Annotated in this window: 22 protein-coding genes; 14 read left to right on the top strand and 8 right to left on the bottom strand. The window is 61.5% G+C overall.

Going from position 1 to position 25,783, the window contains the following annotated elements; genetic code table 11:
* Window positions 1-10 precede the first annotated feature (10 nt).
* Both lgt and SOP95_RS07135 read left to right on the top strand, forming a co-directional pair.
* Window positions 11-817: a prolipoprotein diacylglyceryl transferase gene (gene lgt, locus SOP95_RS07140; RefSeq protein ID WP_274073600.1), complete on the top strand. Its 807-nt coding sequence runs from the start codon at window positions 11-13 to the stop codon at window positions 815-817.
* Between the two features lie 49 nt (window positions 818-866).
* Window positions 867-1,838, top strand: a complete 972-nt coding sequence (locus SOP95_RS07135) for a thymidylate synthase (protein WP_323606646.1) — start codon at window positions 867-869, stop codon at window positions 1,836-1,838.
* Between the two features lie 89 nt (window positions 1,839-1,927).
* Here SOP95_RS07135 and cadR read toward each other — a convergent pair whose 3' ends face one another.
* Complete coding sequence (cadR, locus tag SOP95_RS07130; protein WP_274075693.1) at window positions 1,928-2,377, bottom strand: Cd(II)/Pb(II)-responsive transcriptional regulator; 450 nt, start codon at window positions 2,375-2,377, stop codon at window positions 1,928-1,930.
* Between the two features lie 85 nt (window positions 2,378-2,462).
* On the opposite strand from cadR, the gene SOP95_RS07125 reads away from it, so the two are divergent.
* From SOP95_RS07125 to SOP95_RS07095, 7 genes are all read left to right on the top strand, one after another.
* On the top strand, window positions 2,463-4,721 hold the full coding sequence (locus SOP95_RS07125; protein WP_323606645.1) for a heavy metal translocating P-type ATPase: 2,259 nt from the start codon (window positions 2,463-2,465) through the stop codon (window positions 4,719-4,721).
* A gap of 16 nt (window positions 4,722-4,737) precedes the next feature.
* Window positions 4,738-5,601 carry a LysR family transcriptional regulator gene (locus SOP95_RS07120; RefSeq protein WP_323606644.1) on the top strand — a complete coding sequence of 288 codons (864 nt, stop codon included), beginning with the start codon at window positions 4,738-4,740 and terminating at the stop codon, window positions 5,599-5,601.
* A gap of 212 nt (window positions 5,602-5,813) precedes the next feature.
* Entirely contained in the window at window positions 5,814-6,890 is a 1,077-nt protein-coding gene (locus SOP95_RS07115; protein WP_323606643.1) for a putative 2-aminoethylphosphonate ABC transporter ATP-binding protein, read from the top strand.
* The gene (locus SOP95_RS07110) at window positions 6,890-8,614 is read left to right on the top strand and encodes a putative 2-aminoethylphosphonate ABC transporter permease subunit (protein ID WP_323606642.1); all 1,725 of its coding nucleotides are present in this window, start codon (window positions 6,890-6,892) and stop codon (window positions 8,612-8,614) included. Before SOP95_RS07115 ends, SOP95_RS07110 begins: the two co-directional genes overlap by 1 nt.
* A gap of 33 nt (window positions 8,615-8,647) precedes the next feature.
* Entirely contained in the window at window positions 8,648-9,673 is a 1,026-nt protein-coding gene (locus tag SOP95_RS07105) for a putative 2-aminoethylphosphonate ABC transporter substrate-binding protein (protein ID WP_274075688.1), read from the top strand.
* A 117-nt stretch (window positions 9,674-9,790) separates the two neighbouring features.
* Entirely contained in the window at window positions 9,791-10,924 is a 1,134-nt protein-coding gene (locus SOP95_RS07100) for a TIGR03364 family FAD-dependent oxidoreductase (RefSeq protein ID WP_323606641.1), read from the top strand.
* The gene (locus SOP95_RS07095; RefSeq protein ID WP_274075686.1) at window positions 10,924-11,481 is read left to right on the top strand and encodes a phosphonate degradation HD-domain oxygenase; all 558 of its coding nucleotides are present in this window, start codon (window positions 10,924-10,926) and stop codon (window positions 11,479-11,481) included. The genes SOP95_RS07100 and SOP95_RS07095 overlap by 1 nt, the downstream gene beginning before the upstream one ends.
* 43 nt (window positions 11,482-11,524) lie before the next feature.
* On the opposite strand, the gene SOP95_RS07090 is transcribed toward SOP95_RS07095, so the two are convergent.
* Window positions 11,525-12,901, bottom strand: a complete 1,377-nt coding sequence (locus SOP95_RS07090) for a GTPase/DUF3482 domain-containing protein (RefSeq protein WP_323606640.1) — start codon at window positions 12,899-12,901, stop codon at window positions 11,525-11,527.
* Window positions 12,894-14,264, bottom strand: coding sequence for a DUF2868 domain-containing protein (locus SOP95_RS07085; protein WP_323606639.1), 1,371 nt, complete (start codon window positions 14,262-14,264; stop codon window positions 12,894-12,896). Before SOP95_RS07085 ends, SOP95_RS07090 begins: the two co-directional genes overlap by 8 nt.
* 98 nt (window positions 14,265-14,362) lie before the next feature.
* Here SOP95_RS07085 and SOP95_RS07080 point away from each other — a divergent pair, with 98 nt between their 5' ends.
* A complete protein-coding gene (locus SOP95_RS07080; protein WP_323606638.1) occupies window positions 14,363-14,875 on the top strand; it encodes a dihydrofolate reductase in 513 nt (170 codons plus the stop codon).
* 122 nt (window positions 14,876-14,997) lie between these two features.
* Here the strand turns inward: SOP95_RS07080 and SOP95_RS07075 are convergent, their stop codons facing one another.
* Window positions 14,998-16,389, bottom strand: a complete 1,392-nt coding sequence (locus tag SOP95_RS07075) for an L-cystine transporter (protein ID WP_274075682.1) — start codon at window positions 16,387-16,389, stop codon at window positions 14,998-15,000.
* 241 nt (window positions 16,390-16,630) lie between these two features.
* On the opposite strand from SOP95_RS07075, the gene SOP95_RS07070 reads away from it, so the two are divergent.
* Window positions 16,631-17,686, top strand: a complete 1,056-nt coding sequence (locus SOP95_RS07070; RefSeq protein WP_323606637.1) for a haloacid dehalogenase-like hydrolase — start codon at window positions 16,631-16,633, stop codon at window positions 17,684-17,686.
* Between the two features lie 539 nt (window positions 17,687-18,225).
* Entirely contained in the window at window positions 18,226-18,513 is a 288-nt protein-coding gene (locus tag SOP95_RS07065; RefSeq protein ID WP_323606636.1) for a DUF6124 family protein, read from the top strand.
* A gap of 57 nt (window positions 18,514-18,570) precedes the next feature.
* Here the strand turns inward: SOP95_RS07065 and ilvD are convergent, their stop codons facing one another.
* The 4 genes from ilvD to SOP95_RS07045 all read right to left on the bottom strand — a co-directional run bounded on the left by ilvD (window position 18,571) and on the right by SOP95_RS07045 (window position 23,898).
* A complete protein-coding gene (gene ilvD, locus SOP95_RS07060) occupies window positions 18,571-20,412 on the bottom strand; it encodes a dihydroxy-acid dehydratase (RefSeq protein ID WP_046818369.1) in 1,842 nt (613 codons plus the stop codon).
* 241 nt (window positions 20,413-20,653) lie between these two features.
* Window positions 20,654-21,862 carry an MFS transporter gene (locus SOP95_RS07055; protein ID WP_274075679.1) on the bottom strand — a complete coding sequence of 403 codons (1,209 nt, stop codon included), beginning with the start codon at window positions 21,860-21,862 and terminating at the stop codon, window positions 20,654-20,656.
* A 137-nt stretch (window positions 21,863-21,999) separates the two neighbouring features.
* Complete coding sequence (locus SOP95_RS07050; RefSeq protein WP_046818366.1) at window positions 22,000-23,196, bottom strand: class I SAM-dependent rRNA methyltransferase; 1,197 nt, start codon at window positions 23,194-23,196, stop codon at window positions 22,000-22,002.
* A gap of 162 nt (window positions 23,197-23,358) precedes the next feature.
* The gene (locus tag SOP95_RS07045) at window positions 23,359-23,898 is read right to left on the bottom strand and encodes a type 1 glutamine amidotransferase domain-containing protein (protein WP_323606635.1); all 540 of its coding nucleotides are present in this window, start codon (window positions 23,896-23,898) and stop codon (window positions 23,359-23,361) included.
* A 207-nt stretch (window positions 23,899-24,105) separates the two neighbouring features.
* Here SOP95_RS07045 and SOP95_RS07040 point away from each other — a divergent pair, with 207 nt between their 5' ends.
* Window positions 24,106-24,921, top strand: coding sequence for an HDOD domain-containing protein (locus tag SOP95_RS07040; protein ID WP_274075697.1), 816 nt, complete (start codon window positions 24,106-24,108; stop codon window positions 24,919-24,921).
* 42 nt (window positions 24,922-24,963) lie between these two features.
* Entirely contained in the window at window positions 24,964-25,776 is an 813-nt protein-coding gene (gene mutM / locus SOP95_RS07035) for a bifunctional DNA-formamidopyrimidine glycosylase/DNA-(apurinic or apyrimidinic site) lyase (protein ID WP_274075677.1), read from the top strand.
* The last annotated feature ends 7 nt before the right edge of the window (window positions 25,777-25,783 follow it).

The following is a 25,783-nucleotide window of genomic DNA, read 5'->3' as shown; positions in this document are numbered from 1 at the left end:
AGGAGTCGCAATGCTGCCTTACCCGCAGATCGACCCGGTGGCCCTGGCCATCGGTCCGCTGAAAATCCACTGGTACGGGTTGATGTACCTGATCGGCATCGGCGGCGCCTGGCTGCTGGCGTCGCGCCGGTTGAACCGCTTCGACCCGACCTGGACCAAGGAGAAGCTCTCCGACATGGTGTTCTGGATGTCGATGGGGGTGATCGTCGGCGGCAGGTTGGGCTACGTGCTGTTCTACGACCTGAGCGCCTATATCGCCAACCCGCTGCTGATCTTTGAAGTGTGGAAGGGCGGCATGTCGTTCCACGGCGGCTTCATCGGCGTGATGCTGGCGGCCTTGTGGTTCGGTAAAAAGAACAACAAGTCGTTTTTCCAGCTGATGGATTTCGTCGCGCCGATGGTGCCGATCGGCCTGGGCGCCGGACGTATCGGCAACTTCATCAACGCCGAGTTATGGGGCAAGGCAACCGACGTGCCGTGGGCGATGGTCTTCCCGACCGACCCGGCGCAACTGGCGCGTCACCCCTCGCAGCTGTATCAGTTCGCGCTCGAAGGCGTGGCGCTGTTCCTGATCCTCTGGCTGTACTCGCGCAAGCCGCGGCCGACCATGGCGGTGTCGGGGATGTTCGCGCTGTTCTATGGCATCTTCCGTTTCATCGTCGAATTCGTCCGCGTCCCGGATGCGCAACTGGGCTATCTGGCCTGGAACTGGCTGACCATGGGCCAGGTGCTGTGCGTACCGATGATCGTCGGCGGGCTGTTCCTGATCTGGCTGGCGTATCACCGCGCCCCGGCAACTCCAGCGGCAGCCGTATAAAATTCGAACCCCGTAGCGATGGCTGCGGGTTCAAGGACACAGGTAACTCATGAAGCAATATCTCGAACTGGTCGCCCACGTCATCAAGAACGGCACCAAACAGGCCAACCGCACGAGCGTGAACACCATCAGCTTTCCGGGCGCGATGCTGCGCTACGACCTGAAGGAAGGTTTCCCGGCGATCACCACGCGCAAGATGGCCTTTAAATCGGCCATCGGCGAAATGTGCGGGTTCCTGCGTGGCGTGAACAATGCCGCCGAATTCCGTGCGTTGGGCTGCAAGGTCTGGGACCAGAACGCCAACGAAAACGCCCAGTGGCTGGCCAACCCGTTCCGCCAGGGTGAAGACGACCTCGGTGAAATCTACGGCGTGCAATGGCGCAAATGGCCGGCATACAAACAGATCCCGGTGAGCAACCCGGCCGCCATCGAGCAGACCCTGAAGCAAGGCTACCGCCAGATCGCCGAAGGCGAAGAAGATGGCCAGGCCTACGTGGTGCTGTACAAGGCCATCGACCAGGTTCGCCAGTGCGTCGACACCATCATCAAGGACCCGGGCAGCCGCCGCATCCTGTTCCACGGCTGGAACGTCGCCCAGCTCGATGAAATGGCCTTGCCGCCGTGCCATCTGCTGTACCAGTTCCACCCGAATGTAGAGACCAGGGAGATTTCCCTGACCCTCTACATCCGTTCCAACGACCTGGGCCTGGGCACGCCGTTCAACCTCACCGAAGGCGCCGCGTTGCTGAGCCTGATCGGGCGCCTGACCGGCTACACGCCGCGCTGGTTCACCTATTTCATCGGTGATGCCCACGTCTACGAAAATCACCTGGACATGCTCAACGAACAGCTCAAGCGCGAGCCGTTCCCGATGCCGAAACTGGTGATCAGTGACCGTGTGCCGGAGTTTGCCAAGACCGGTGTTTATCAGCCGGAGTGGCTGGAGTTGGTGGAGCCGAGCGATTTCTCGCTTGAGGGCTACCAGCACCACGCACCGATGACCGCGCCAATGGCCGTCTGACTGGCACCGCTTCGCGGTGATCGCTGGCAAGCCAGCTCCTACAGGATCACACCGAACCTGTAGGAGCTGGCTTGCCAGCGATGGCGTCCTCAATGCCCATGACTTCTCCCGACATGGGAATGCTCCACCTCCGTCGCCACAACCCCGCCACTCACCTCCAACCGCTGCAAAATCCCGCACTGATCGACATCCGGCCCTTCACCACAGCGTTGGCGCAGGTTGAGCAACTGTGTCTGCAACGCCATCAACCCATCGATCCGCGCCTTGACGTGGTGGATGTGCTCGTCGATCAACGCATTCACGCTTTCACACTGATCCTGCGGACTGTCGCGAAAGGCCAGCAGGCTGCGGATTTCCTCGAGGGTCATGTCGAGGGTGCGGCAGTTGCGGATGAAGGTCAGGCGTTCGGCGTGGGCCTGTGTATAGACGCGGTAGTTGCCGTCACTGCGGGCCGGCTCCGGCAGCAGGTTCTCGCGTTCGTAGTAGCGGATGGTTTCTACGGCGCAGTCGGTGAGTTTGGCGAGTTCTCCAATCTTCATGACGGCAATCTCCAAATGGGTGCTTGACCCTATAGTGGCTACAGGGTCTTTACTTGGCAACAGGCACCTTCAAGGACGCGACCTGATGAGCGATTCCCTTCATACCCACAAACCCGAGGCTGAGCACGATCACAGCCACAAACTGCAGCCTGTGCAGAAACATGCCCATGGCAGTCATGGTGATTCCTGCTGTTCGTCGAAAGCAGCACCATCGCTGATCAAGTTGAGCGAAACGCCGACCGCTGGCGCGCGGCTGAGCAGTTTCCGCATTGAGGCCATGGATTGTCCGACCGAGCAAACACTGATCCAGAACAAACTCGGCAAGCTGGCGGGTGTGCAGCAGCTGGAATTCAACCTGATCAACCGTGTGTTGGGCGTCACCCATGACCTGCCGAGCACCGCGCCGATCATCGACGCCATCAAGTCCCTCGGCATGCAGGCCGAGCCGATAGAGAAGGGCGTTGAATCACCCGCGCCGGCCCCAGAGAAAAAGCCCTGGTGGCCCCTGGCGCTGTCGGGCATTGGCGCGCTGGCCGCCGAAGTCATCCATTTCACCAACGCTGCGCCTAACTGGGTGGTAGCGATCATTGCGCTGGTCTCGATCCTCAGCGGCGGCCTCGGTACCTATAAAAAAGGCTGGATCGCGCTTAAGAACCTCAACCTGAACATCAACGCACTGATGAGTATCGCCGTGACCGGCGCGATCCTCATCGGGCAGTGGCCGGAAGCGGCGATGGTGATGTTCCTGTTCACCGTGGCCGAGTTGATCGAGGCCAAATCCCTGGACCGGGCGCGCAACGCCATCAGCGGCCTGATGCAGATGACCCCGGAACAGGCCACGGTGTTGCAGGCCGATGGCAGCTGGACCACGCAAGATGTCAAAACCATCCAGCTCGGTGCGCGGGTGAGGGTGCGACCTGGCGAGCGCATCGGTCTGGACGGTGAAGTTGTGTCCGGCAGTTCGACCATCGACCAGGCGCCGATCACCGGTGAAAGCCTGCCGGTGGAGAAATCAGTTGGCGACAAGGTGTTCGCTGGCACCATCAATCAGGCCGGTTCCCTTGAATATGCCGTGACTGCTGAAGCGAACCATTCGACGCTGGCGCGGATCATCCACGCCGTCGAACAGGCTCAAGGCGCGCGGGCACCCACCCAGCGATTCGTTGACCAGTTTTCGAAAATCTACACGCCGGCCGTGTTCATCCTAGCCCTCGCAGTGGCAGTGATTCCGCCACTGTTCATGGACGCGTTGTGGTTCGACTGGATCTATCGCGCACTGGTCTTGCTGGTGGTCGCGTGCCCCTGCGCACTGGTGATTTCCACCCCGGTGACCATCGTCAGTGGGCTCGCCGCCGCCGCGCGCAAGGGCATTCTGGTGAAGGGCGGCGTTTATCTGGAAGGCGGCTACAAGCTCGACTACCTGGCGCTGGATAAAACCGGAACCATCACCCATGGCAAGCCGGTGCAGACCGATTATCTGTCGCTTGACCCGACTGCCGACGAATCTGCTCCGGCGCTTGCCGCCGCGCTGGCCGGTCGTTCGGATCACCCGGTGTCGCTGGCCATCGCCAATGCGGCTGTGGATAAACAACTCGCGCCGTTGGTTGTGGATAATTTCGAGGCACTGGCCGGGCGCGGGGTGCGCGGTGATATCAATGGTCAGACCTATCACCTGGGCAACCATCGGCTGGTGGAAGAGCTGAACCTGTGCTCGCCCGAGCTGGAGGAGAAGCTGTTCGCGCTGGAAAAGCAGGGTAAATCCGTAGTACTGCTGCTAGATCAATCCGGTCCTTTAGCGCTGTTCGCCGTGGCCGACACGGTGAAGGAATCCAGCCGCGAAGCGATCCAGCAGCTGCATGAGCTGGGCATCAAGACCCTGATGCTCACGGGCGACAACGTGCACACCGCCCAGGCGATTGCCGCCCAGGTCGGCATCGACGAGGCCAAGGGCGATCTGCTGCCCAGCGACAAGTTGCAGGCGATCGAAGCGCTGTATGCCAAAGGGCATAACGTCGGCATGGTGGGTGACGGCATCAATGACGCGCCGGGATTGGCCCGTTCCGAAATTGGTTTCGCCATGGCGGCCGCGGGTACCGACACGGCCATCGAAACCGCGGATGTCGCCCTGATGGACGACGATCTGCGTAAAATCCCGGCGTTCATTCGCCTGTCGCGCCAGACCTCGAGCATCCTCAAGCAGAACATCGCCCTGGCATTGGTGATCAAGGCGATCTTTCTTGGGGTAACCTTCGCCGGGCTCGCTACCATGTGGATGGCGGTGTTTGCCGACATGGGCGTGAGCCTGTTGGTGGTGTTCAATGGACTGCGCCTGTTGCGCAAATAGACGATGAGGGACGGTTGTGCTGAGTGCCGAGCTGAAGGCGTTTTACATGGTTGCCCGCCTGGGCAGCATCACCTTGGCAGCGAAAAAGCTCGGCTTGAGCCAACCCACGGTGACCACCCAGATTCGCAACCTGGAAAGCCAGTACTCGGTTGAATTGTTCTACCGAGGCGGCCGCCGTCTCAGCGTCAGCGATGAGGGTGCGCGGCTGTTGCCGATGGTCAAGGCGCTGCTGCAGCAGGAAGCCGACATCGAGTTTTTCCTGCGCAACAGCGGGCAGGTCCAAGGCGCGTTGCGCATTGCCGCCACGGCGCCGTATTACATCCTTGACCTGGTGAAGACCTTCCGCGAGCGCCTGCCGCAGGTGGAAGTGTCGGTGGAGATCGGCAACTCCCAGCAAGTGCTGGAAGCGCTCGAGGACTATCGGGTCGATGTCGCGGCGTCCTCGCAGTTGCTGGAGGATGCGCGGCTGATTCGGCGGGTGCTCGGCAGTGATCCGCTGGTGCTGGCGGTGCATCGCAATCATCCGCTGGCGGTTCACGATCACGTGTCGCTGGGTGCCTTGGCGGGGCATACCTTGTTGATGCGCGAACCGGGTTCGACCACCCGTCGTTTGACCGAAGAATTGCTCGCGAGCGCCGGTGTGTGTTTCGGGCCGCTGCTGGAAATCGGCAGCCGCGAGTCGATCCGCGAGGCGGTGTTGCGCAACATCGGCATCAGCATCATCGCCCGCCAGGAAGTGCCGCACGATCCGCAGTTGCGGGTGCTGACGATCGAGGATGCGCCGCAGATTCCTGAATATCTGTACTGCCTCAAAGATAGAAAAAACGCCCGGTTGCCGGCGGCGTTCCTGGGGTTGGCGCAGGAAATGTCTCCGGCCTGAGCTCTGCGGTGATTGTTCGGTCCTCTTCGCTGGCAAGCCAGCTCCTACAGGGGAATGCGATAAACTGTAGGAGCTGGCTTGCCAGCGAAGGGGTCAGCACAGACACCGAACCAAAATCCTCGAATACCACTATCGGCAGTTTTTGCCTTACTGCCACATGACGGACGCATTACAACCCTAGGATGGCCCCATCTGCCAGATGAGGTCCGTCCATGAACAACTCGATCGCAACCGCCCTGACCAACCCCGGCGCGCCCATGAAGGTGCGCGGTGTACAGAAGCGCTTTGGCGCCTTTACCGCGCTGGACAATGTTTCCCTCGACGTGGCGGCCGGTGAACTGGTGTGCCTGTTGGGCCCTTCGGGCTGTGGCAAAACCACCTTGCTGCGTTGCATCGCCGGTCTGGAGAAGCAGGACAGCGGCGAGCTGTACCTGGGCGATCGCGACGTTTCCCACCTGGCGCCCCAGGCGCGAGACTACGGCATTCTGTTTCAGTCCTACGCGCTGTTTCCCAATCTCACCGTCGAAGCCAATATTGCCTACGGCCTGGCCGGCAGTGGTCGCGACCAGGTGCGCCAGCGCGTTGGCCAGATGCTGGAACTGGTGGGCCTTGGCGGCAGCGAGAAAAAGTACCCCGGCCAATTGTCCGGCGGCCAGCAGCAGCGCGTGGCGCTGGCTCGCGCCTTGGCCCCGGCACCTTCTTTGTTGCTGCTGGACGAACCGATGTCGGCCCTCGATGCCCGCGTGCGTGAGCACCTGTGCACCGAGCTGCGCCAGCTGCAACGCAGCCTCGGCATCACCACCCTGATGGTCACCCACAATCAGGACGAGGCCATGCTGATGGCCGACCGCATTGCCGTGATGAACAACGGCAAGGTCGAGCAGTACGCCACGCCGCAGGAAATCTACAACCGTCCGGCCACGCCGTTCGTGGCGGAGTTCGTCGGCCAGGGCAACTGGTTGCCGTTCCAGCGCAGCAGCGACAACCACGCCCAGGTCGGCGGGATGAGCATGCGCCTCGCCGATGGCGGCGCCAAGACCGCGTCGGGCCGTCTGTTCTGCCGTCCGGAAGCGATCAACGTCAACCCGCTGGTGCACGAGGAAAACCTGTTCCCGGCCAAGGTTCGGGAAATCACCTTCCTCGGTAACCGTTGCCGCATGAGTTTCGAACTCGATCAATTGCCGGGTCATGCGCTGTTGGCGGAGCTGGCACCGGAAGCCATGCCGCGCCTGGGCGCCCAGCAGATCATGGTCGCCTTGCCGCCACGCAGCCTGCAGGTGTTTGCCTGATGAGCGCGAATATCGCGCTGCCGCTGCCGCAAAATCAGGTGCGGCAGACTTCCCGTGCCGAGATCGGCGACCGGCTGTTCGTGGTCGGCGGCAAAGTCCTTCTGCTGGCGTTGTTGGGCGTCGCCGTATTGATGCCGTTGCTGGCGATCTTCTGGCGTGGCTTCAGCGCCGAGGCCGGGCAGGGGGGTGGTTGGGTCGCTGCCAAAGAGCTGGTGACCAGCGAGAACTTCCACTGGTTGCTCGGCAACAGCCTGAAGGTGTCCCTCAGCGTGGCGGCCATTGTCGTACCGCTGGCCTACCTGTTTGCCTACGCGCTGCAACGCACCCTGATTCCCGGCAAAGGCATCTGGCGTGGCATTTCACTGCTGCCGTTGATGGCGCCGTCGATGCTGCCCGGCATCGCGCTGGTGTACCTGTTCGGCAACCAGGGCATGCTGCGTAGCTTGCTCTCGGACAACATCTACGGCTTCTGGGGCATTGTGCTCGGTGAAGTCATCTACACCTTTCCGCATGCCTTGATGATCCTGCTGTCGGCCCTGTCCCTGGCGGATGCGCGCCTGTTCGATGCCGCTTCCAGCATGGGTGCCAGCCCGGCAAAAGCCTTCCGCAGCATCACCTGGCCAGCGACCCGCCAGGCGGTATTCGCCGCGTTCTGCCTGGTGTTCACCCTGACCATCACTGACTTCGGCGTACCCGTGGTGGTCGGTGGCGACTATCAGGTGCTGGCGCTGGAAGCCTACAAGGCGGTGGTCGGCCAGCAACAGTTCGGTCGCGGCGCATTGATCGGCATGGTGCTGTTGCTGCCGGCGCTGTTCAGCTTCGGGGTCGATGCCTGGTTGCGTCGCCGTCATGGCGATTCCATGAGCGGTCGTGCCCAGGTGTTCAAGCCTGCGCCCTCGAAACTGCGCGACGGCTGCTACCTGGTCGTGGTCCTGCTGATCTGCAGCGCATTGCTGCTGGTGTTCGGCATGGCGGTGTTCTCGTCCCTGGTGAAGTTCTGGCCGTACAACCTGTCGCTGTCGCTCAACCACTACCAGTTCAACGAAACCGCTGGCGGTGGCTGGCTGGCCTATGGCAACAGCGTGAAGATGGCGTTGTGCACGGCGCTGATCGGCAGTGTGCTGATTTTCACCGGTGCCTACCTGATGGAAAAAACCAGGGGCCAACGCGGGCTTAACCTGACCCTGCGAATGCTCAGTTTCGTACCGATGGCGGTGCCGGGGCTGGTGCTGGGGCTGGGTTACGTCTTCTTCTTCAACCTCACCGGCAACCCGCTGCACGTGCTCTACGGGACCATGACGCTGTTAGTGGTCTGCACCATTGCTCACTATTTGACCACTGCGCAAATGACCGCCACCACCGCGCTGCGCCAACTCGATGCCGAGTTCGAAGCCGCCGCGCTGTCGCTCAAGGCGCCGCTGTATCGGCACTACCTGCGGGTCACCGTGCCGATCTGTCTGCCCGCGCTGCTGGACATCGTGCGCTACCTGTTCGTCTCGGCCATGACCACCGTCTCGGCGGCGATCTTCCTCTACAGCCCCGACACCATCCTCGCGGCGGTGGCGGTGCTGAACATGGACGACGCCGGCAACGTCGGCGGTGCGGCGGCGATGTCGACCCTGATTCTGTTCACCTCGGCGGGCGTGTCCCTGCTGCTGGCCTGGGCTTCGCGCGGTTTGCTGCGCCGCTCGCAAGCCTGGCGGCAGACCGCGCCCGGTCACTGATTCATACCCTCAACTCAAATACAGGAAAAGATCATGTTCAAGCCTATGGCCCTGGCCGCTGCTGTCCTCACCGCTTTCAGCCTGAACGCCTTTGCGGCGAAAACCGAGTTGACGGTGTACACCGCCCTCGAAGCCGAACAGCTGAAGACCTACAAAGAAGCTTTCGAAAAGGCCAACCCGGACGTCGAGATCAAATGGGTGCGCGATTCCACCGGCATCATCACCGCCAAACTGCTGGCCGAAAAAGCCCGTCCGCAGGCTGACGCCGTGTGGGGCCTGGCCGCTTCGAGCCTGGCGATCCTCGACCAGCAAGGCATGCTGCAAAGCTACGCGCCAAAAGACCTGGGCAAGATCGGCGCCAACTATCGCGACGCCGCCAACCCACCTGCATGGGTCGGTATGGACGTCTGGGCCGCGACCATTTGCTTCAACACCGTCGAAGCCGAGAAACAGGGCCTGACCAAGCCCGTGAGCTGGCAGGACCTGACCAAGCCTGAATACAAAGGCAAGATCGTCATGCCTAACCCGGCATCGTCCGGCACCGGTTTCCTCGACGTCAGCGCCTGGCTGCAGACTTTCGGCGAGAAGCAGGGCTGGGCGTACATGGACGGCCTGCACCAGAACATCGGCCAGTACGTTCACTCTGGTTCCAAGCCTTGCAAACTGGCGGCGGCAGGGGAATTCCCGATCGGCATTTCCTTTGAATACCCGGCTGTTCAGCTGAAACGCCAAGGCGCACCGCTGGACATCATCCTGCCGAAGGAAGGCCTGGGCTGGGAGATCGAAGCGACGGCCGTGATCAAGGGCACTCCACATGAAGAAGCGGCGAAGAAACTGGCTGATTTCTCCGCCAGCGCCGAAGCGATGGATCTGTACAAGGAGAACTTCGCGGTTCTTGCGCAGCCAGGCATTGCCAAGCCGCAGACCGAACTGCCAGCGGACTACGAGCAGCGTTTGATCAAGAACGACTTCGCCTGGGCTTCGAAAAACCGCGACGAGATCCTGACCGAATGGCGCAAGCGTTATGACGGCAAGTCCGAGAAAGTGGCGGCCAAGTAAGATCTTCATCGGCTGACAGGGCCTCTTCGCTGGCAAGCCAGCTCCTACAGGTAAACGCATACCCCTGTAGGAGCTGGCTTGCCAGCGAAAGCGGCTTTGAATTCAGGACACCTCTAGATGACACAACACAACGACATGCTGATCATCGGCGCCGGCATCCTGGGCCTGTCCCATGCCTATGCCGCCGCCAAGCGCGGTCTCAAGGTCAGGGTTTTCGAACGCAGCGCAACGCCTCTAGGCGCATCGGTGCGCAACTTCGGCCAGGCATTGGTCACCGGCCAACCCCCGGGCCCGATGCTGGAGCTGGCCCGGGCCAGTCGCGACATCTGGGGCGACTGGGCGCAGCTCGCCGGCCTGCAACTCAAGCGCAACGGCTCATACCTGTTCGCCCGCACCGAAGCCGAAGAACAGTTGCTGGAAGCCTTTTGCGCCGGTCGCGCCGTGGAACACGGCTACCGCGTCGAGCTGCTGCGTGACGCCCAACTGGGTGATCTGTACAACGGCCAGTTCCGCCATCACCGCGCGGCGTTGCACGGCATGGACGACCAGCAACTGTATTCGCGCGAAGCGATTCCGGCGCTGATCGACTTTTTGCGTCGCGACCTGGGCGTCGAGTTTCACTTCTCCACCCTGGTGCGCGACATCGAACCGGGTCGCCTGCACAGCACCGCCGGCAGTTTCAGTGCCGAGCAGATTATCCTCTGTTCCGGTCACGACTATCAGACGTTGCTGGCCGAGCAGCTCGCCCAGCTCGCCCCGCAAATCTGCCGCCTGCAGATGCTCCGCGCCCGGCCGCAGATCAACCTTAACCTGCAACACGCAGTGCTCACCGGTTTGAGCTGCGTGCATTACGGTGCCTTCGCCGATTTGCCCGAAGCCGCGGCGGTGCAGGCCGAGATTCTCCGGCACGTGCCGCACCTGGATGAACACGGCATTCACCTGCTGATCAGCCCGACGCCCTATGGCGAGTTGATCATTGGCGACTCCCACCATTACGGCAGTGATCCGTCGCCCTTCAATGCCGAGCAGGTCGACGACTGGATGATCGAGTTGGCCGAGCAAACGCTGGGCTGCAAAGTGCAAGTGGTCGAACGCTGGCAGGGTGTCTATGGTTCACAGGGGCCGGGACCGTTTTCGTTCCTGCGTCCGGCAAAAGGCCTGGCTGTGGCATTGATGCACACCGGCGTCGGCATGAGTGTCGGGCCGGCCATGGCCGAACGTAACGTCGCCACCCTGTTGGGAGAAATCTGATGCAACGCAACGAGCAGGTAATCGCCGAAGTGTTCGCTTTGTACGAGCGCTTCGGTGGCAGCGACTACATCGGCGAGCCGGTGTCGCAGATCGAGCACATGTCCCAGGCCGCGCAACTGGCGATGGCCGAAGGCTTCGATGACGAAGTGGTGTTGGCAGCGTTTTTTCACGACATCGGGCATATCTGTACCGACAGTGCCGAGAACATGGGCGGCTTCGGCATAGTGAGTCATGAGCGGTTGGGCGCTGATTATTTGCGCCGTGCAGGTTTCAGCGAGCGGATGGCGCGGTTGGTGGAATATCACGTTCAAGCCAAGCGCTATCTGACGCTCAGAGAGCCGGGGTATTACGAGCGTCTGAGCGAAGCCAGCCGTCGCACCTTGGAATATCAGGGCGGCGTGATGTCCGAGGCCGAGGCCGATGCATTCGAGCAGGACCCGTTGTGCGCGGTCAGTTTGCGCATGCGTCAGTGGGATGAGCTGGCCAAGGAGATGCATGTGCCGGTGATTGATCTGGCGGTGTTGAAGGGCAAAGCATCGCGCCTGCTGGCGGCGTAAAGCCTGTGATACCGAGTTGCTCGCGAAGAGGCCGGTCAGGCCACTAGAGCTGCTGCGCAAGTACCTCAACCTGCTCCTGCCGCTCCGCCTGATTCAACTTCGGATGCGCATTAAGCGAAGACCACTGCGGATGCGCCCGCGCCCTGTTCAGGGCCTCGGGCAATTTACCTTCCCGCCAACTCTTGTCCTGCGGCGTGGCCACCTGAATGCTGTCCATCGCCGCATGCCCACGGGCGTTCAGCGCTTGCAGCAGTTGCCGCTGACGCAACGCCAACAGCCGCAACACGCTGTCATCCACAGTCAGTTCGCGCTGGCCCTTGATCTTGCCCAGCAAGCGGCTGCCATAACTGCGCGCGGTTTGCAGGGCGCCGCCGGCGATCGCCCCGGCCAGCGCGGCAGCACCGAGCGTCAGGCCGCCGACCAGCAAGTCGACGCCGGCCCCCGCGGCGGCACCGGCAGCGATACCACCGCCCACCCGCACGCCCAGTTGCTTGAGGGTTTCGGGGTTGAACAAGTCATCGCCCCAACGTCCATCGAGCAGCGGCAGATCACTGGCCGCGGCGTCCTGCGGGCGAAACGCGTAGAGCTTGAGCAGCGCTTCGACACAACGCTGCTCGCGTTGGCGTACGGCTTTGCGCAGCTCATCGATCGCCTGCTGTTCCTGCTGCACATCGCTGACAACGCTGCGCCGGCACGCGGCGCAATCGATCAGCAATTCGGCAATCAGGCGCACGGCGCTGCGCTCACGGGCCAGGCGTTGTGCCTGCTGGTCGGCGATCAGGCGTTCCAGTTGTGGCCGTGCGGTTTCCAGCAGCAGCGCCAGGCTTTCATAGAGCCGGCGTTCGCCATCCTCCGGCGGTGCGACGCTGTCGAAGCGAACCAGCGCATGCAAACCAAGGCGCGCCAGGGCTTCACGCCACGCCGGCTCGCGGTGGTTGGCGCTGCTGACAAAATTCAGCACCGGCAGCAGGGGTTTGCCGCAGCTGGCCAGCACTTCCAGCTCATCGCGATACTTGGCCAGGACCGGTTCCCGGGCGTCGATCACATAGAGCCCGGCGTCCGACGCCAGCAACTGGCGCAGCACCTTGGCCTCCTGTTCGAAACGCTGCCGGGCTTCGCTGCCCTCAAGAAAACGCGCCAGCCGCGCCGGGCCATCCAGTCGCTCGCCGGGACGCTCCAGGCGTTCGAGGTAGTCGAGCAGGGCGATGGCGTCTTCCAGTCCCGGGGTGTCGTAGAGATCCAGCAAGGGCTCGCCGTCCACCGACAACCGCGCGCCTTCGACATGCCGCGTGGTGCTGGGGCGGTGGGACACTTCGCCGAAACCGACATCGCGGGTCAGGGTGCGCAACAACGAGGTTTTGCCGACGTTGGTGTGGCCGACCACGGCGAGTTTCAGGGGCTGCTTGCTGGTGTCAGTCATGACCCGTCTCCAGCCAGTTCATCGGAGCGCAATCGGCGAACGGCAATTCCAGCTGTTGCAGCGCCACATGCCAGTCGCCCAGGCGTTCGGCATCCAGCGCTTCCCCGGGCGGCGCCTGCAACAACCACACGCGGGTGGCGCTGGCGCTGCGGGCCAGTTCGGCGATCAGCGCCAGGCTGCCGCGATCCGGCGAGCGCCGTGGATCGCACGCGATCGCCAGGCGCGCAGGAGGAAAACGGCTCAGTTGCTCGAGGAGTTTGTTGCGCGATTCGCGGCTGTCGAGGATCCCGGCGTTGCTGACGTTCTTCGCCAGTTGGGGCGGCCACGGACGGTCGTCGTCCAGCTCGATGGCGACCAAGAGTGCGCCATCGCTGTGCTGTTCGCTGACGCCGCTTTGCACTCGATGAAGTTGTGCTGGCGCGGCATCGCTGACACCCAGGCGTTCGCTGGTGGGCATCAGCCGTTCGCGCAGTTGGGCATAACCTGGCAGGTTCAGGTCAAGCTGCAGGCTTGTGCGGCCGGACTTCCAGCGCCACAGACAAAACAGCGCCAACACCAGGCGCGGCGCCACGCCGTAGACCAGTAACACACCCACCAACCACGCCGCCCAGGCTTGGCGGGCACTTTCGATGTTCAGTGCGGCGTCGCCACTGGCGCGGATCATTTCCTCGGTGGGCACGCTGAAGCCGAGCAAGGCCGGTAGCGCGCCGAGGGCCTGGGTCACGGCAATGAAGGTGTCGGCACTGAGGATCGTGGTTTCCCAGACGAAGCCGTAGCGTCGGGTGGCCATCAACGTCAACAGAATCACCAGGGCACTGAGCATCGCCAATAACCACAGGCCATTGACCAGTACGCCGATGGCCCAGCGATTGAGTTTCCGGCGTTGCAGCAACAGCAGCAGGGCCGGTGCCAGTTGCGCGGCCTTGGCGTCCCGGGCGAGTTTTTCGCTGAGCCACAACCACAGGCGCCCGAGGCTGGCGCCGTGTTCGCCGGCAAACACCAGGCCCAGGGCCCAACTCAGCAGCAGGATCAGGTTGAGCCCGAGCAGGCTGCCCAGCGCCCAGAACACATTCACCGGGTGCAGGCCGTCGCCCATGGCGGCAAAGGCCAGGCCGGCGCCGCTGACCACGGCCAGCACCGCCATAACGATCAGCGCCAGTCGCGCGCCTTGTTGCCAGTGTTTGAGTGCATCGCTCAGGCCATCGCGCTCGGCCAGCCACAGGGCGCGGCGTTGAATGCGCGTCGGCAGATCGCCGCCGGCGCTGCGGGCCAATCGGTTGGCTTCCAGATCTTCCAGGGGACCGGCGTGTTCTTCGCGCAGGCGGATGGTTTCTGTCAGCCAGAGAGTATTCAGTTCAGTCACGCGGCATCCCGTCGCTTAATTGAACTGTGAGCATAACCGCTGTGGCGCTGGTCGGGGGGGCCGTTGCGAGATGTTGAGCCTCTGGTATCCTCGTCAGCATGAAAAAAACTCTTACTCTAAGTCTGATCGCAGCTCTCGGTGAAAATCGAGTGATTGGCGTGAATAACAGCATGCCCTGGCACCTGCCGGGGGATTTCAAGTACTTCAAAGAAACAACGCTTGGCAAGCCGATCATCATGGGTCGCAAAACTTGGGATTCCCTCGGCCGTCCGCTACCCGGCCGCTTGAACATCGTGGTCAGCCGTCAAGCGGAACTGCAGTTGGAAGGTGCAGAGGTTTATCCGTCGCTGGAAGCTGCGGTAGTTCGAGCTGAAGAGTGGGCTCGTGAGCAATGTGTCGACGAAGTTATGTTGATTGGTGGCGCTCAATTGTATGCGCAAGGGTTGTCACACGCTGATCGGCTGTATCTGACCAGTGTCGCGTTGAGTCCAGAAGGTGATGCGTGGTTCCCAGAGTTCGATTCGAAACAATGGAAGCTGGTGTGGGATAAATTGAATCCGCCCGAAGGTGACAAACCGGCGTACACATTTGAGGTTTGGGAGAAAGTCTAAAAGCATCGCCAGCAGGCTGGCTCCCACAGTGGGTTTGAGGAGAAACACAGATTGTGTCATCACCCAAAACCCCTGTGGGAGCCAGCCTGCTGGCGATGAGGCCTGCTCAGACGCTCAAGAATTCAAGCGTGCGCCAACGCCGAATGCTCATCCGCATCCAGCAACTCTTTATCCGTCTGCTGCATCACCTGGCTGGTAATCGCCCCGGCCGTCATCGAACCACTGACGTTCAACGCCGTGCGCCCCATATCAATCAACGGCTCGACCGAAATCAGCAACGCCACCAGTGACACCGGCAAACCCATCGCCGGCAACACGATCAACGCGGCAAAGGTCGCGCCGCCGCCAACGCCCGCCACACCGGCCGAACTCAAGGTCACGATCGCCACCAGCGTCGCGATCCACAACGGGTCCAATGGGTTGATGCCCACGGTCGGCGCCACCATCACCGCCAACATCGCCGGATACAGGCCGGCGCAGCCGTTCTGGCCAATGGTCGCGCCGAACGAAGCGGCGAAACTGGCGATGGACTGCGGGATGCCCAGGCGGCTGGTCTGCGCTTCGATGCTCAGCGGGATGGTCGCGGCGCTCGAACGGCTGGTAAACGCAAATGTCAGCACCGGCCAGATCTTGCGGAAGAACCGCAGCGGGTTGATCCCCGCCGCCGACACCAGCACGCCATGCACCACAAACATCAGGCCCAGGCCGATGTAGGACACCACCACGAAACTGCCGAGCTTGATGATGTCCTGCAGGTTGGACCCAGCGACCACCTTGGTCATCAGCGCCAGTACGCCGTAAGGGGTCAGCTTCATCACCAGGCGAACCAGGCGCATCACCCAGGCTTGCAGGGTGTCGATGGCGTTGATCACTTTCTGACCTTTTTCCACGTCATCCTTGAGCAGCTGCAACGCCGCGACCCCGAGGAACGCCGCAAAGATCACCACGCTGATGATCGACGTCGGCTTGGCCCGCGCCAGGTCGGCGAAGGGGTTTTGCGGAATGAACGACAGCAGCAACTGCGGCACATTGAGGTCCGCGACCTTGCCGGCGTAGTCGGTCTGGATGGTTTGCAGGCGCGCCATTTCCTGGGTGCCGGCCACCAGGCCCTCGGCGGTCAGGCCGAACAGGTTGGTCAGGCCGATGCCGATCAAGGCCGCGATGGCGGTGGTGAACAGCAGCGTGCCAATGGTCAGGAAGCTGATCTTGCCTAGCGACGAGGCGTTGTGCAGGCGAGCCACAGCGCTGAGGATCGAGGCGAATACCAGCGGGATCACGATCATTTGCAATAGCTGCACATAACCGTTGCCCACCAGGTCGAACCAGCCGATCGAGGCTTTCAACACCGGGTTACCGGCACCGTAGACAGTGTGCAACGCCACACCGAACGCCACGCCCAGCACCAGGGCGAGCAGGACTTTTTTCGCCAGGCTCCAGGTGGTGTGGCGGGTTTGTGCCAGGCCCAGGAGCAGGGCGAGGAACACCAGCAGATTGAGAATCAGCGGCAGATTCATGAGGACTCCGAAAGTGACTTGTGCCAGCTACCTTCCGGGGCAGCTGCGAACCGGCAAGCCTAACAGCTTGATTTACAATGAATTAATATCAAAAACGTCTGGTGACTGTCGTTTTTGGAATAAGCCGGTGTCGCTCTCGGGGATGCAGCTGACGCGATACGCACGTTGGCGGTCGCTGACAGACGAGGACTGTCACACTTATTTGTTAGCGTCGATCTCTTTCACTCAGGGAGAAACGCAGATGAAGTTCGCACCGAAATATCTGGTTGCCGTACTTTGCCTGGGCCTTGCCGGCCAGGTACTCGCCACGGATCTGAAGCACTGGCCAGCCGATCAGGCCAAGGCGCTGGACGCGATGATCGCGGCCAATGCCAACAAGGGTAACTACGCGGTGTTCGACATGGACAACACCAGTTACCGCTACGACCTTGAAGAGTCTTTGTTGCCGTTCATGGAAAACAAGGGCCTGATCACCCGCGACAAGCTCGACCCCTCCCTGAAACTGATGCCGTTCAAGGACACCGCCGACCACAAGGAAAGCCTGTTCAGCTATTACTACCGCCTCTGCGAAGTCGACGACATGGTGTGTTATCCATGGGTCGCGCAAGTGTTCTCCGGCTTTACGCTGCAAGAACTCAAGGGCTATGTCGACGAGATGATGGCGTCCGGCAAACCGGTGCCGGCCACTTATTACGAAGGTGATGTGGTCAAGAAACTCGACGTCAATCCGCCGAAAATCTTCACCGGCCAGCAAGAGCTCTACAACAAACTGATGGAGAACGGCATCGAGGTCTATGTCATGACCGCCGCCTCCGAAGAGCTGGTGCGCATGGTCGCGGCCGATCCGAAGTACGGCTACAACGTCAAACCGCAGAACGTGATCGGCGTGTCGCTGCTGCTCAAGGACACCAAGACCGGTGAGTTGACCACCGCGCGCAAGCAGATCACCGCCGGCAAATATGACGAGAAGGCCAACCTGGGCCTGGAACTGACCCCGTACCTGTGGACCCCGGCGACCTGGATGGCGGGTAAACAAGCGGCAATCCTGACCTACATCGATGAATGGAAAAAACCGGTCCTGGTCGGCGGCGATACCCCCACCAGCGATGGCTACATGCTGTTCCACAGCGTCGACGTGGCCAAGGGCGGCATCCACCTGTGGGTCAACCGCAAGGACAAGTACATGACCCAGATCCAGGGCATGATGGCCAAGAGCGCCGCGGCCCAGGCCAAGGAAGGCTTGCCGGTGACCGCAGACAAGAATTGGGTGATCGTTACACCGCAAGAAATCCAGTAAGGGTTTTGATTCACTGTAGGAGCGAGCTTGCTCGCGATGGTCGTTAACGATAACGCGTACTTCCTGGTTTTACGCGGTGTCCTTGCGTTCATCGCGAGCAAGCTCGCTCCTACAGTTTGATCCCTATTGGTCACACATGGCTTGTCCGCTGAAGACCCATTGTGGGAGCGAGTCTGCTCGCGATGAGGTCAGCCGGGGCAATGAAAGCCTCTGCTTGCTCAACTTCTTCCTACTGTCGCAGCCTGCGCGTTCTTGCGTAACGGACTACGACTACTTCAGAATCCGCCGACTTGTGCGCCTGTTTGGCGGGTTCTATCTTCTGCGCGTCGCTGCCCATCAGCGATCGGGTTTGGTAGCCCGGATTTCCAGGCGCATGACTACACCTTTGGCAGGTTTTTTCGTCTCTGCTTCTATGGTGGTCATGCGTGGGGCGCTTTCGAGCGCGCCGGCTCCCTGGACCGGTCTACCAACCTGCGTATGGCTGCCACCTTTCGTTTGGTAGCGAAGGTGATGGCTCCTTACCTCCAGGAGAATCATCAATGCTGAAAATTACCCCTGATCCACCGGACACCGACAACCTGTCCACCCAAATCAACGCCACCCCACGAAAACCCAGCCGAACCTTCATCATCGCCCCCGGCCTCGACACCGAAACCCTCCTGGCCCACGCCTGCGAATCCCTCGCCTCGGCCAATGTCATGGCCAGCGATTTCGCCGCACTGCTGGAAGGCTCTCAACGCAGCACGATGCTGGGGATTGCCCAGGTCATCATGCTGGGCGAGCTGGCGGTTAACCAGGCGCTGGATAACCTCGACCCGCAGGATTAACGCAGGCAAAAAAATGCCCCGCACTTGGCGGGGCATTTTTTGTTCGACGCTTAAGCCTTACAGCCCGTCAAGCATCGCCTTGTTACGCACAGCACCCTTGTCGGCACTGGTCGCGAGCAGGGCGTAAGCCTTCAGTGCAGTAGTCACTTTACGTGGACGCACTTCCACCGGTTTCCAGCCTTTCTTGTCCTGCTCGACCCGGCGTGCGGCCAGTTCTTCGTCGCTGACCAACAGGTTGATCGAGCGGTTCGGGATGTCGATCAGTACCTTGTCGCCGTCCTGCACCAGGCCAATCGCGCCACCGGCAGCCGCTTCAGGCGAAGCGTGGCCGATGGACAGGCCCGAGGTGCCGCCGGAGAAACGGCCGTCGGTGAGCAGGGCGCAGGCTTTGCCCAGGCCTTTGGATTTCAGGTAGGAAGTCGGGTAGAGCATTTCCTGCATGCCCGGGCCGCCTTTCGGGCCTTCGTAGCGGATGATGACGATGTCGCCTTCCTTCACTTCGTCGGCGAGGATGCCGCGTACGGCGCTGTCCTGGCTTTCGAAGATCTTCGCGTTGCCTTCGAACACGTGGATCGACTCGTCGACGCCGGCGGTTTTCACCACGCAGCCGTCCAGGGCGATGTTGCCGTAGAGAACGGCCAGGCCGCCTTCTTGCGAGTAGGCGTGTTCGACGCTGCGGATGCAGCCGTTTTCACGGTCGTCGTCCAGGGTGTCCCAACGGGTCGACTGGCTGAACGCGGTTTGCGTCGGGATGCCTGCGGGACCTGCCTTGAAGAAGTGGTGCACGGCTTCGTCGGTGGTCTGGGTGATGTCCCACTTGGCGATGGCTTCTTCCATGCTGCGGCTGTGCACGGTCGGCAGCTGGGTGTGCAGCAAGCCGCCACGGGCCAGCGAACCGAGGATGCTGAAGATCCCGCCGGCGCGGTGCACGTCTTCCATGTGGTACTTCTGGATGTTCGGCGCGACCTTGCACAGTTGCGGCACGTGACGGGACAGGCGGTCGATGTCGCGCAGGTCGAAATCGATCTCGGCTTCCTGGGCAGCGGCCAGCAGGTGCAGGATGGTGTTGGTGGAACCGCCCATGGCGATGTCCAGGGTCATGGCGTTCTCGAACGCCTGGAAGTTGGCGATGTTGCGCGGCAACACCGACTCATCGTTCTCACCGTAGTAACGCTTGCACAGCTCGACGATGGTGCGCCCGGCCTGCAGGAACAGCTGCTCGCGGTCACTGTGAGTGGCCAGGGTCGAACCGTTGCCCGGCAATGCCAGGCCCAAGGCCTCGACCAGGCAGTTCATCGAGTTGGCGGTGAACATGCCGGAGCAAGAACCGCAGGTCGGGCAGGCGCTACGCTCGTATTCAGCGACTTTCTCGTCAGAAGCGCTGGAATCGGCGGCGATCACCATGGCGTCGACCAGGTCGAGACCGTGGCTGGCGAGTTTGGTCTTGCCGGCTTCCATCGGGCCGCCGGACACGAAGATCACCGGGATGTTCAGGCGCAGGGACGCCATCAGCATGCCAGGGGTGATCTTGTCGCAGTTGGAGATGCAAACGATGGCGTCGGCGCAGTGGGCGTTGACCATGTATTCGACGGAGTCGGCGATGATCTCGCGGCTCGGCAGCGAGTACAGCATGCCGTCGTGGCCCATGGCGATGCCGTCATCGACGGCGATGGTGTTGAATTCTTTTGCCACACCGCCAGCGCGTTCGATTTCGCGGGCGACCAGTTGGCCCAGGTCTTTCAGGTGCACGTGGCCCGGTACGAACTGGGTGAAGGAGTTGGCAATGGCGATGATCGGCTTTTTGAAGTCGTCATCTTTCATCCCCGTTGCGCGCCACAGTGCGCGGGCGCCGGCCATGTTGCGGCCATGGGTGGATGTTTTCGAGCGGTAATCAGGCATGAAGCACTCCGGGCGGCTAATCAGGTATCAAAAGGGAAGTGAGCTTCTATTGACGTCTGGAACACTCAGAAATGGCCGCGTGTCCGGAAGTTGCCGATAACTTTGCGGGATCGCCGCGCGCTTCAGCTTGAGCTCATAAACCCGCCGGGGATGACTGGCGATGAATGTTCGCGATTCTACACGGCTGGCGGCAGGAGGGAATGGCTGCGAGCGTGCAGACAGCCATCACGAGACGTGCGGCCTACACCGTCGTGGTTATTTTGCTACTGCTCAACGCACGCCGACTGATCAAAGCGTTCAATCCCAGCCCCACCGCGCTCAGGATCAAAAAGCACAAGCCCAGCGCGGTGGTCAGGTGTTCGCTGGCCAGATTGATCACCGCACTGACCAAGCCGCCACACATGAAAATCATCAGGCTGCCGGCCGAGGTCGAGGTGCCGGCGTGTTGCGGGTAGAGACTCATCGCCCTGGAGTTGGCGATGGGCCGGGAAACGGTGGTGCCCGCGGTACAGATCAGCATGGGGATCAGCACAGTGGCAGCCGACAGGCCGAACTGCCAGGCCAGCCACAGCATCACCAGCCCCGACAGGGCGATCAGACCCAGGCCGATGATGATTTGCGTGCCGCCTTCCAGATGGCGATGCAGGATGCTGGCAACAACCCCGCCGATCACATAGGCCGCACCATATAACAGCAGCGCCCAGGCGAACTGGTAGGCGGAAAGGTCCAGGTGCTCCATGAAAATGATCGGTGAGATGATGAGAAAGGAGAAATGGCAGGCGAAGGCGAGGGCGGAAATCAGCCAGTAACCGGTAAAACGGATGTCCGAAAGGAGCAGCCAATAGGCGCCGAAAAATCGCCGTGGTGCGCGTTCACTGCTGCGGCTTTCCCTAAGCAGGAACCAGGATCTCAACCAGACAATGATCGCCAGGCTGATGAAGACATAAAAACTGCCCTGCCAACCCAGATGCAACTGCAGCCAGGTGCCCATCAGCGGCGAACTGGAGATGAAAATCCCGCCGGCGGTGGTCATCCAGATCCGCAGGCGCTCCAGCTCCCGGCCGGCGAACAAGTCCTGAACCAGCGCCTGAGACAAGGCAAACGACCCGCAGCCCACCGCCTGCACCACGCGAAATACCAGGAACCAGGTGAAATCACTGGCGAACAGACAGCCCGTCGCACCCACTGCCGCCAAGGCTATTCCTCCGAGCAACAGCTTCTTGCGCCCGAACATATCCGACAGCGGCCCGATCAACAGCAACGAAAACGCCAGGCCGATGGCAAAGAGGCTGACCGACAAGGCGATATCGGTGGGGGTGGTACGAAAGTGCTCGGACAGCGCGGGAAACGAGGGTAGAACCACGTCGAGAGGGAATACGGCGAGGAGCGTCATGGCCATCAACAACAGGATGAACGACGATTTTTCTTTGGCGTGAATGGGGCGATTCATCAAACTTCGCTCTCGATCCGCGAGGGGGGAGGCGAGGATTGATTTGATGAGGGCTGAAGTCAATGCGGGAGAGCGTAGGACAAGTCTGAATCTACTGTAGGAGCAGCCGGTCGACGCTCCTACAGTGGATTGCGGTTTTAGCTGTTTGGCAGCAACCGGCAGGTGATGCTCTTGATGTAACGCGTCTCGGCAATCGCCGGGTGCACCGGATGATCCGGGCCCTGGCCGCCGCGTTCGAGCATCTGGATATTGCGATCCAGGTGGCGGGCGCTGGTCAGCAGGATGTTCTGCAGGTCGTCTTCGGGCAGGTGCATCGAGCACGATGCACTGAACAGGATGCCGTCCTTGGTGAGCAGGCGCATGGCTTGCTCGTTCAGGCGGCGGTAGGCGCCTTCGCCGTTTTTCATGTCTTTCTTGCGTTTGATGAACGCGGGCGGGTCGGCCACGATCACGTCGAAGCGCTCTTCGCTGGCTTTCAGCTCTTTCAGGGCTTCGAAAACGTCGCCTTCGATGCAGGTCATTTTTTCGGCGAAACCGTTCAGTGCGGCGTTGCGCTCGACGCCGTCGAGGGCGAAGGCCGAGGCATCGACGCAGAACACTTCACTGGCGCCGAACGCGGCCGCTTGCACGCCCCAGCCGCCGATGTAGCTGTACAGGTCGAGTACGCGCTTGCCCTTGGCGTAGGGTGCCAGGCGTGCGCGGTTCATGCGGTGGTCGTAGAACCAGCCGGTTTTCTGGCCCTGGATGACCGGCGCTTCGAATTTCACGCCGTTCTCTTCCAGCGCGACCCACTCCGGCACCAGGCCGAAGACGGTTTCGACGTAGCGGGTGAGGCCTTCGGCGTCACGGGCGGCGGAGTCGTTCTTGAACAGGATGCCGCTTGGCTTGAGCACCTGGGTCAGTGCCGCGATCACGTCGTCTTTGTGGGCTTCCATGGTCGCCGAGGCGATCTGCACCACCAGGATGTCGCCGAAACGGTCGACCACCAGGCCTGGCAGCAGGTCGGAGTCGCCGTAGACCAGGCGATAGAACGGTTTGTCGAACAGCCGCTCGCGCAGCGACAGGGCCACGTTGAGGCGATGCACCAGCAGCGATTTGTCGAGCGGTAGCTTGATGTCGCGCGACAGCAGGCGCGCGCAGATCAGGTTGTTCGGGCTCATGGCGACGATGCCCAGCGGCTTGCCGCCGGCGGCTTCGAGGATCGCCTGGTCGCCGGCCTTGAAACCGTGCAAAGGGGTCGCGGCTACATCGATTTCGTTGCTGTAGACCCACAAATGACCGTTGCGCAGACGGCGGTCGGCGTTGGCTTTGAGGCGCAGGCTAGGCAGGGACATGACGTCGCTCCGGAAAAAAGAGCGGGAGTATAGCGTGTTGAAGCTTGTGGCGGGTTCTATGGGCGATGAAACGCTGATGGCCTCTTCGCGAGCAAGCCCGCTCCCACAGGGGAATACGTTGCCCTGTGGGAGCGAGCTTGCTCGCGATAGCGGTTTTGGGTACTACGCCGACAACAGCTGAATCAACTCACGGTTGAACGCCGGAATGTCATCCGGCTGGCGGCTGCTGATCAGTGTTCCGTCGGTGACCACTTCCTTGTCGACCCAGTGGGCACCGGCATTCACCAGGTCGTCCTTGAGCGTCTTGTAGCTGGTCATGGTCTTGCCATTGACCAGCCCGGCCGAAACCAGCAGCCAGCCGCCATGGCAGATGACCGCGATCGGCTTGCCGGCAGAGGTGCCCATCTTGACCAGGTGCTGGGCATCCTGGTCGATGCGGATGGTGTCGGAATTCTGCACGCCGCCCGGCAGGACCACGGCGTCGTATTCTTCGATGCTGGCCGAGCGGAAGGTCCGGTCGACCTTGAAGTCGTCCGCCGGTTTATCGTGGTTCCAGCCTTTGACCTGGCCTTCCTTCGCGGAAAGTATGTCGACCCGGGCACCCGCCTGCTCCAGTGCGTCTTTCGGTCCGGTCAATTCGACCTGTTCGAATCCATTGGTTACCAGTATCGCGACGCGCTTGCCAATCAGGGAATTGGACATGAAAAAGCTCCTGACTTGAGAGAATGATTCGCCCGTGAGCGTTACAAAGTCCGAAGCCAGGTCTGGAATGAAAGTTCCGGCGATGTGCTCGCTGGTATGTCGGATCCAATGTCATAAAGGTTAGAATCTGCGCCTGTCCCAGAGTGTGTACTTATGTCCCAAGAGCTGACGCCCGAACAAATCCAGCAATCCCTGCAAGGCATCAGTGTGCCGGCCCAACCGCAGATCATGGTGGATCTGCAGATGGAGCAGTACATGCCCGACCCGGATCTGGAAGTGATCGCGAAGCTGATTTCCCAGGACCCGGGGCTCTCTGGCTCCCTGCTGAAAATCGTCAACTCGCCGTATTACGGCCTGAGCAACAAGATCGCTTCGATCCAGCGCGCGGTGAATCTGCTGGGCAGCCGTTCGATCATCAACCTGATCAACGCGCAGTCGATCAAGGGCGAGATGAACGACGACACCATCGTCACCCTGAACCGGTTCTGGGACACCGCCCAGGACGTGGCGATGACCTGCCTGACCCTGGCCAAGCGCATTGGCGCCCAGGCCGGCGACGAAGCCTATGCCCTGGGGCTGTTCCACGATTGTGGCGTGCCGCTGATGCTGCAGCGGTTCCCCAACTACATGAGCGTGCTGGAACAGGCCTATGCCAACGCCGGTCCCGATTGCCGGGTGGTGGACACCGAGAACCAGGCGTTCAATACCAACCACGCCGTGGTCGGGTACTACACGGCCAAGTCCTGGCGCCTGCCGGATCACGTGTCTGCCGCGATCGCCAATCATCACAATGCCCTGGCGATATTCAGCGATGAGTCATCGCGCAACAGTGCCCTGAAAAACCTGTTGGCGATCCTGAAAATGGCCGAGCATATTTGTGCGTCTTACCGGGTGCTGGGCAACCAGCCCGAAGACCACGAGTGGAACAGCATCGGTCATTTGGTGCTCGATTACGTCGGCCTCTCGGATTACGATTTCGAAACCCTCAAGCAGACGATTCGCGACCTCGGCGCTCACCGCTGAGTGGCGAATCTCTTCTCACCGAGCGCCTGATTCGAGAGCCCCATGCCTGAACTGCCAGAAGTCGAAACCACCCGCCGCGGGATTGCGCCGCACCTGGAAGGCCAGCGCGTCAGCCGGGTGATCGTGCGTGATCGGCGCCTGCGCTGGCCGATTCCCGAAGACCTCGATGTGCGTCTGTCGGGCCAGCGCATCGTGTTGGTGGAGCGGCGCGCCAAGTACCTGTTGATCAATGCCGAGGTCGGCACCTTGATCAGCCATTTGGGCATGTCGGGGAATTTGCGCCTGGTGGAAGCCGGCCTGCCGGCCGCCAAGCATGAGCATGTGGATATCGAGCTGGAATCGGGCCTGGCCTTGCGCTACACCGACCCGCGGCGGTTCGGTGCAATGCTGTGGAGCCTCGATCCGCTCAATCATGAGCTGCTGATTCGCCTGGGGCCGGAGCCGCTGACCGACCTGTTCGACGGCGAGCGGCTGTTCCAGCTGTCCCGCGGGCGCTCGATGGCGGTCAAGCCGTTCATCATGGACAACGCGGTGGTGGTCGGCGTCGGCAATATCTATGCGACCGAAGCGTTGTTCGCCGCTGGTATCGACCCGCGTCGCGAAGCCGGGAGCATTTCCCGGGCGCGGTATCTGAAGCTGGCGATCGAGATCAAGCGCATCCTGGCAGCCGCCATCGAGCGTGGCGGCACCACGCTGCGCGACTTTATCGGCGGGGATGGGCAGCCGGGCTATTTCCAGCAGGAGCTGTTCGTGTACGGCCGTGGTGCCGAGCACTGCAAGGTCTGTGGTACGCAGTTGCGTGAGGTGAAACTCGGACAGCGCGCCAGCGTGTTTTGCCCGCGCTGTCAGACCTGAAAAGCAA

Origin of the sequence: Pseudomonas sp. YuFO8, from assembly GCF_035065025.1 — a bacterium.
Taxonomy (GTDB): Bacteria; Pseudomonadota; Gammaproteobacteria; order Pseudomonadales; family Pseudomonadaceae; genus Aquipseudomonas; species Aquipseudomonas putida_AE.
Note: the sequence above shows the minus strand (reverse complement) of the source record. Positions and strands in the feature narration are given on the sequence as shown.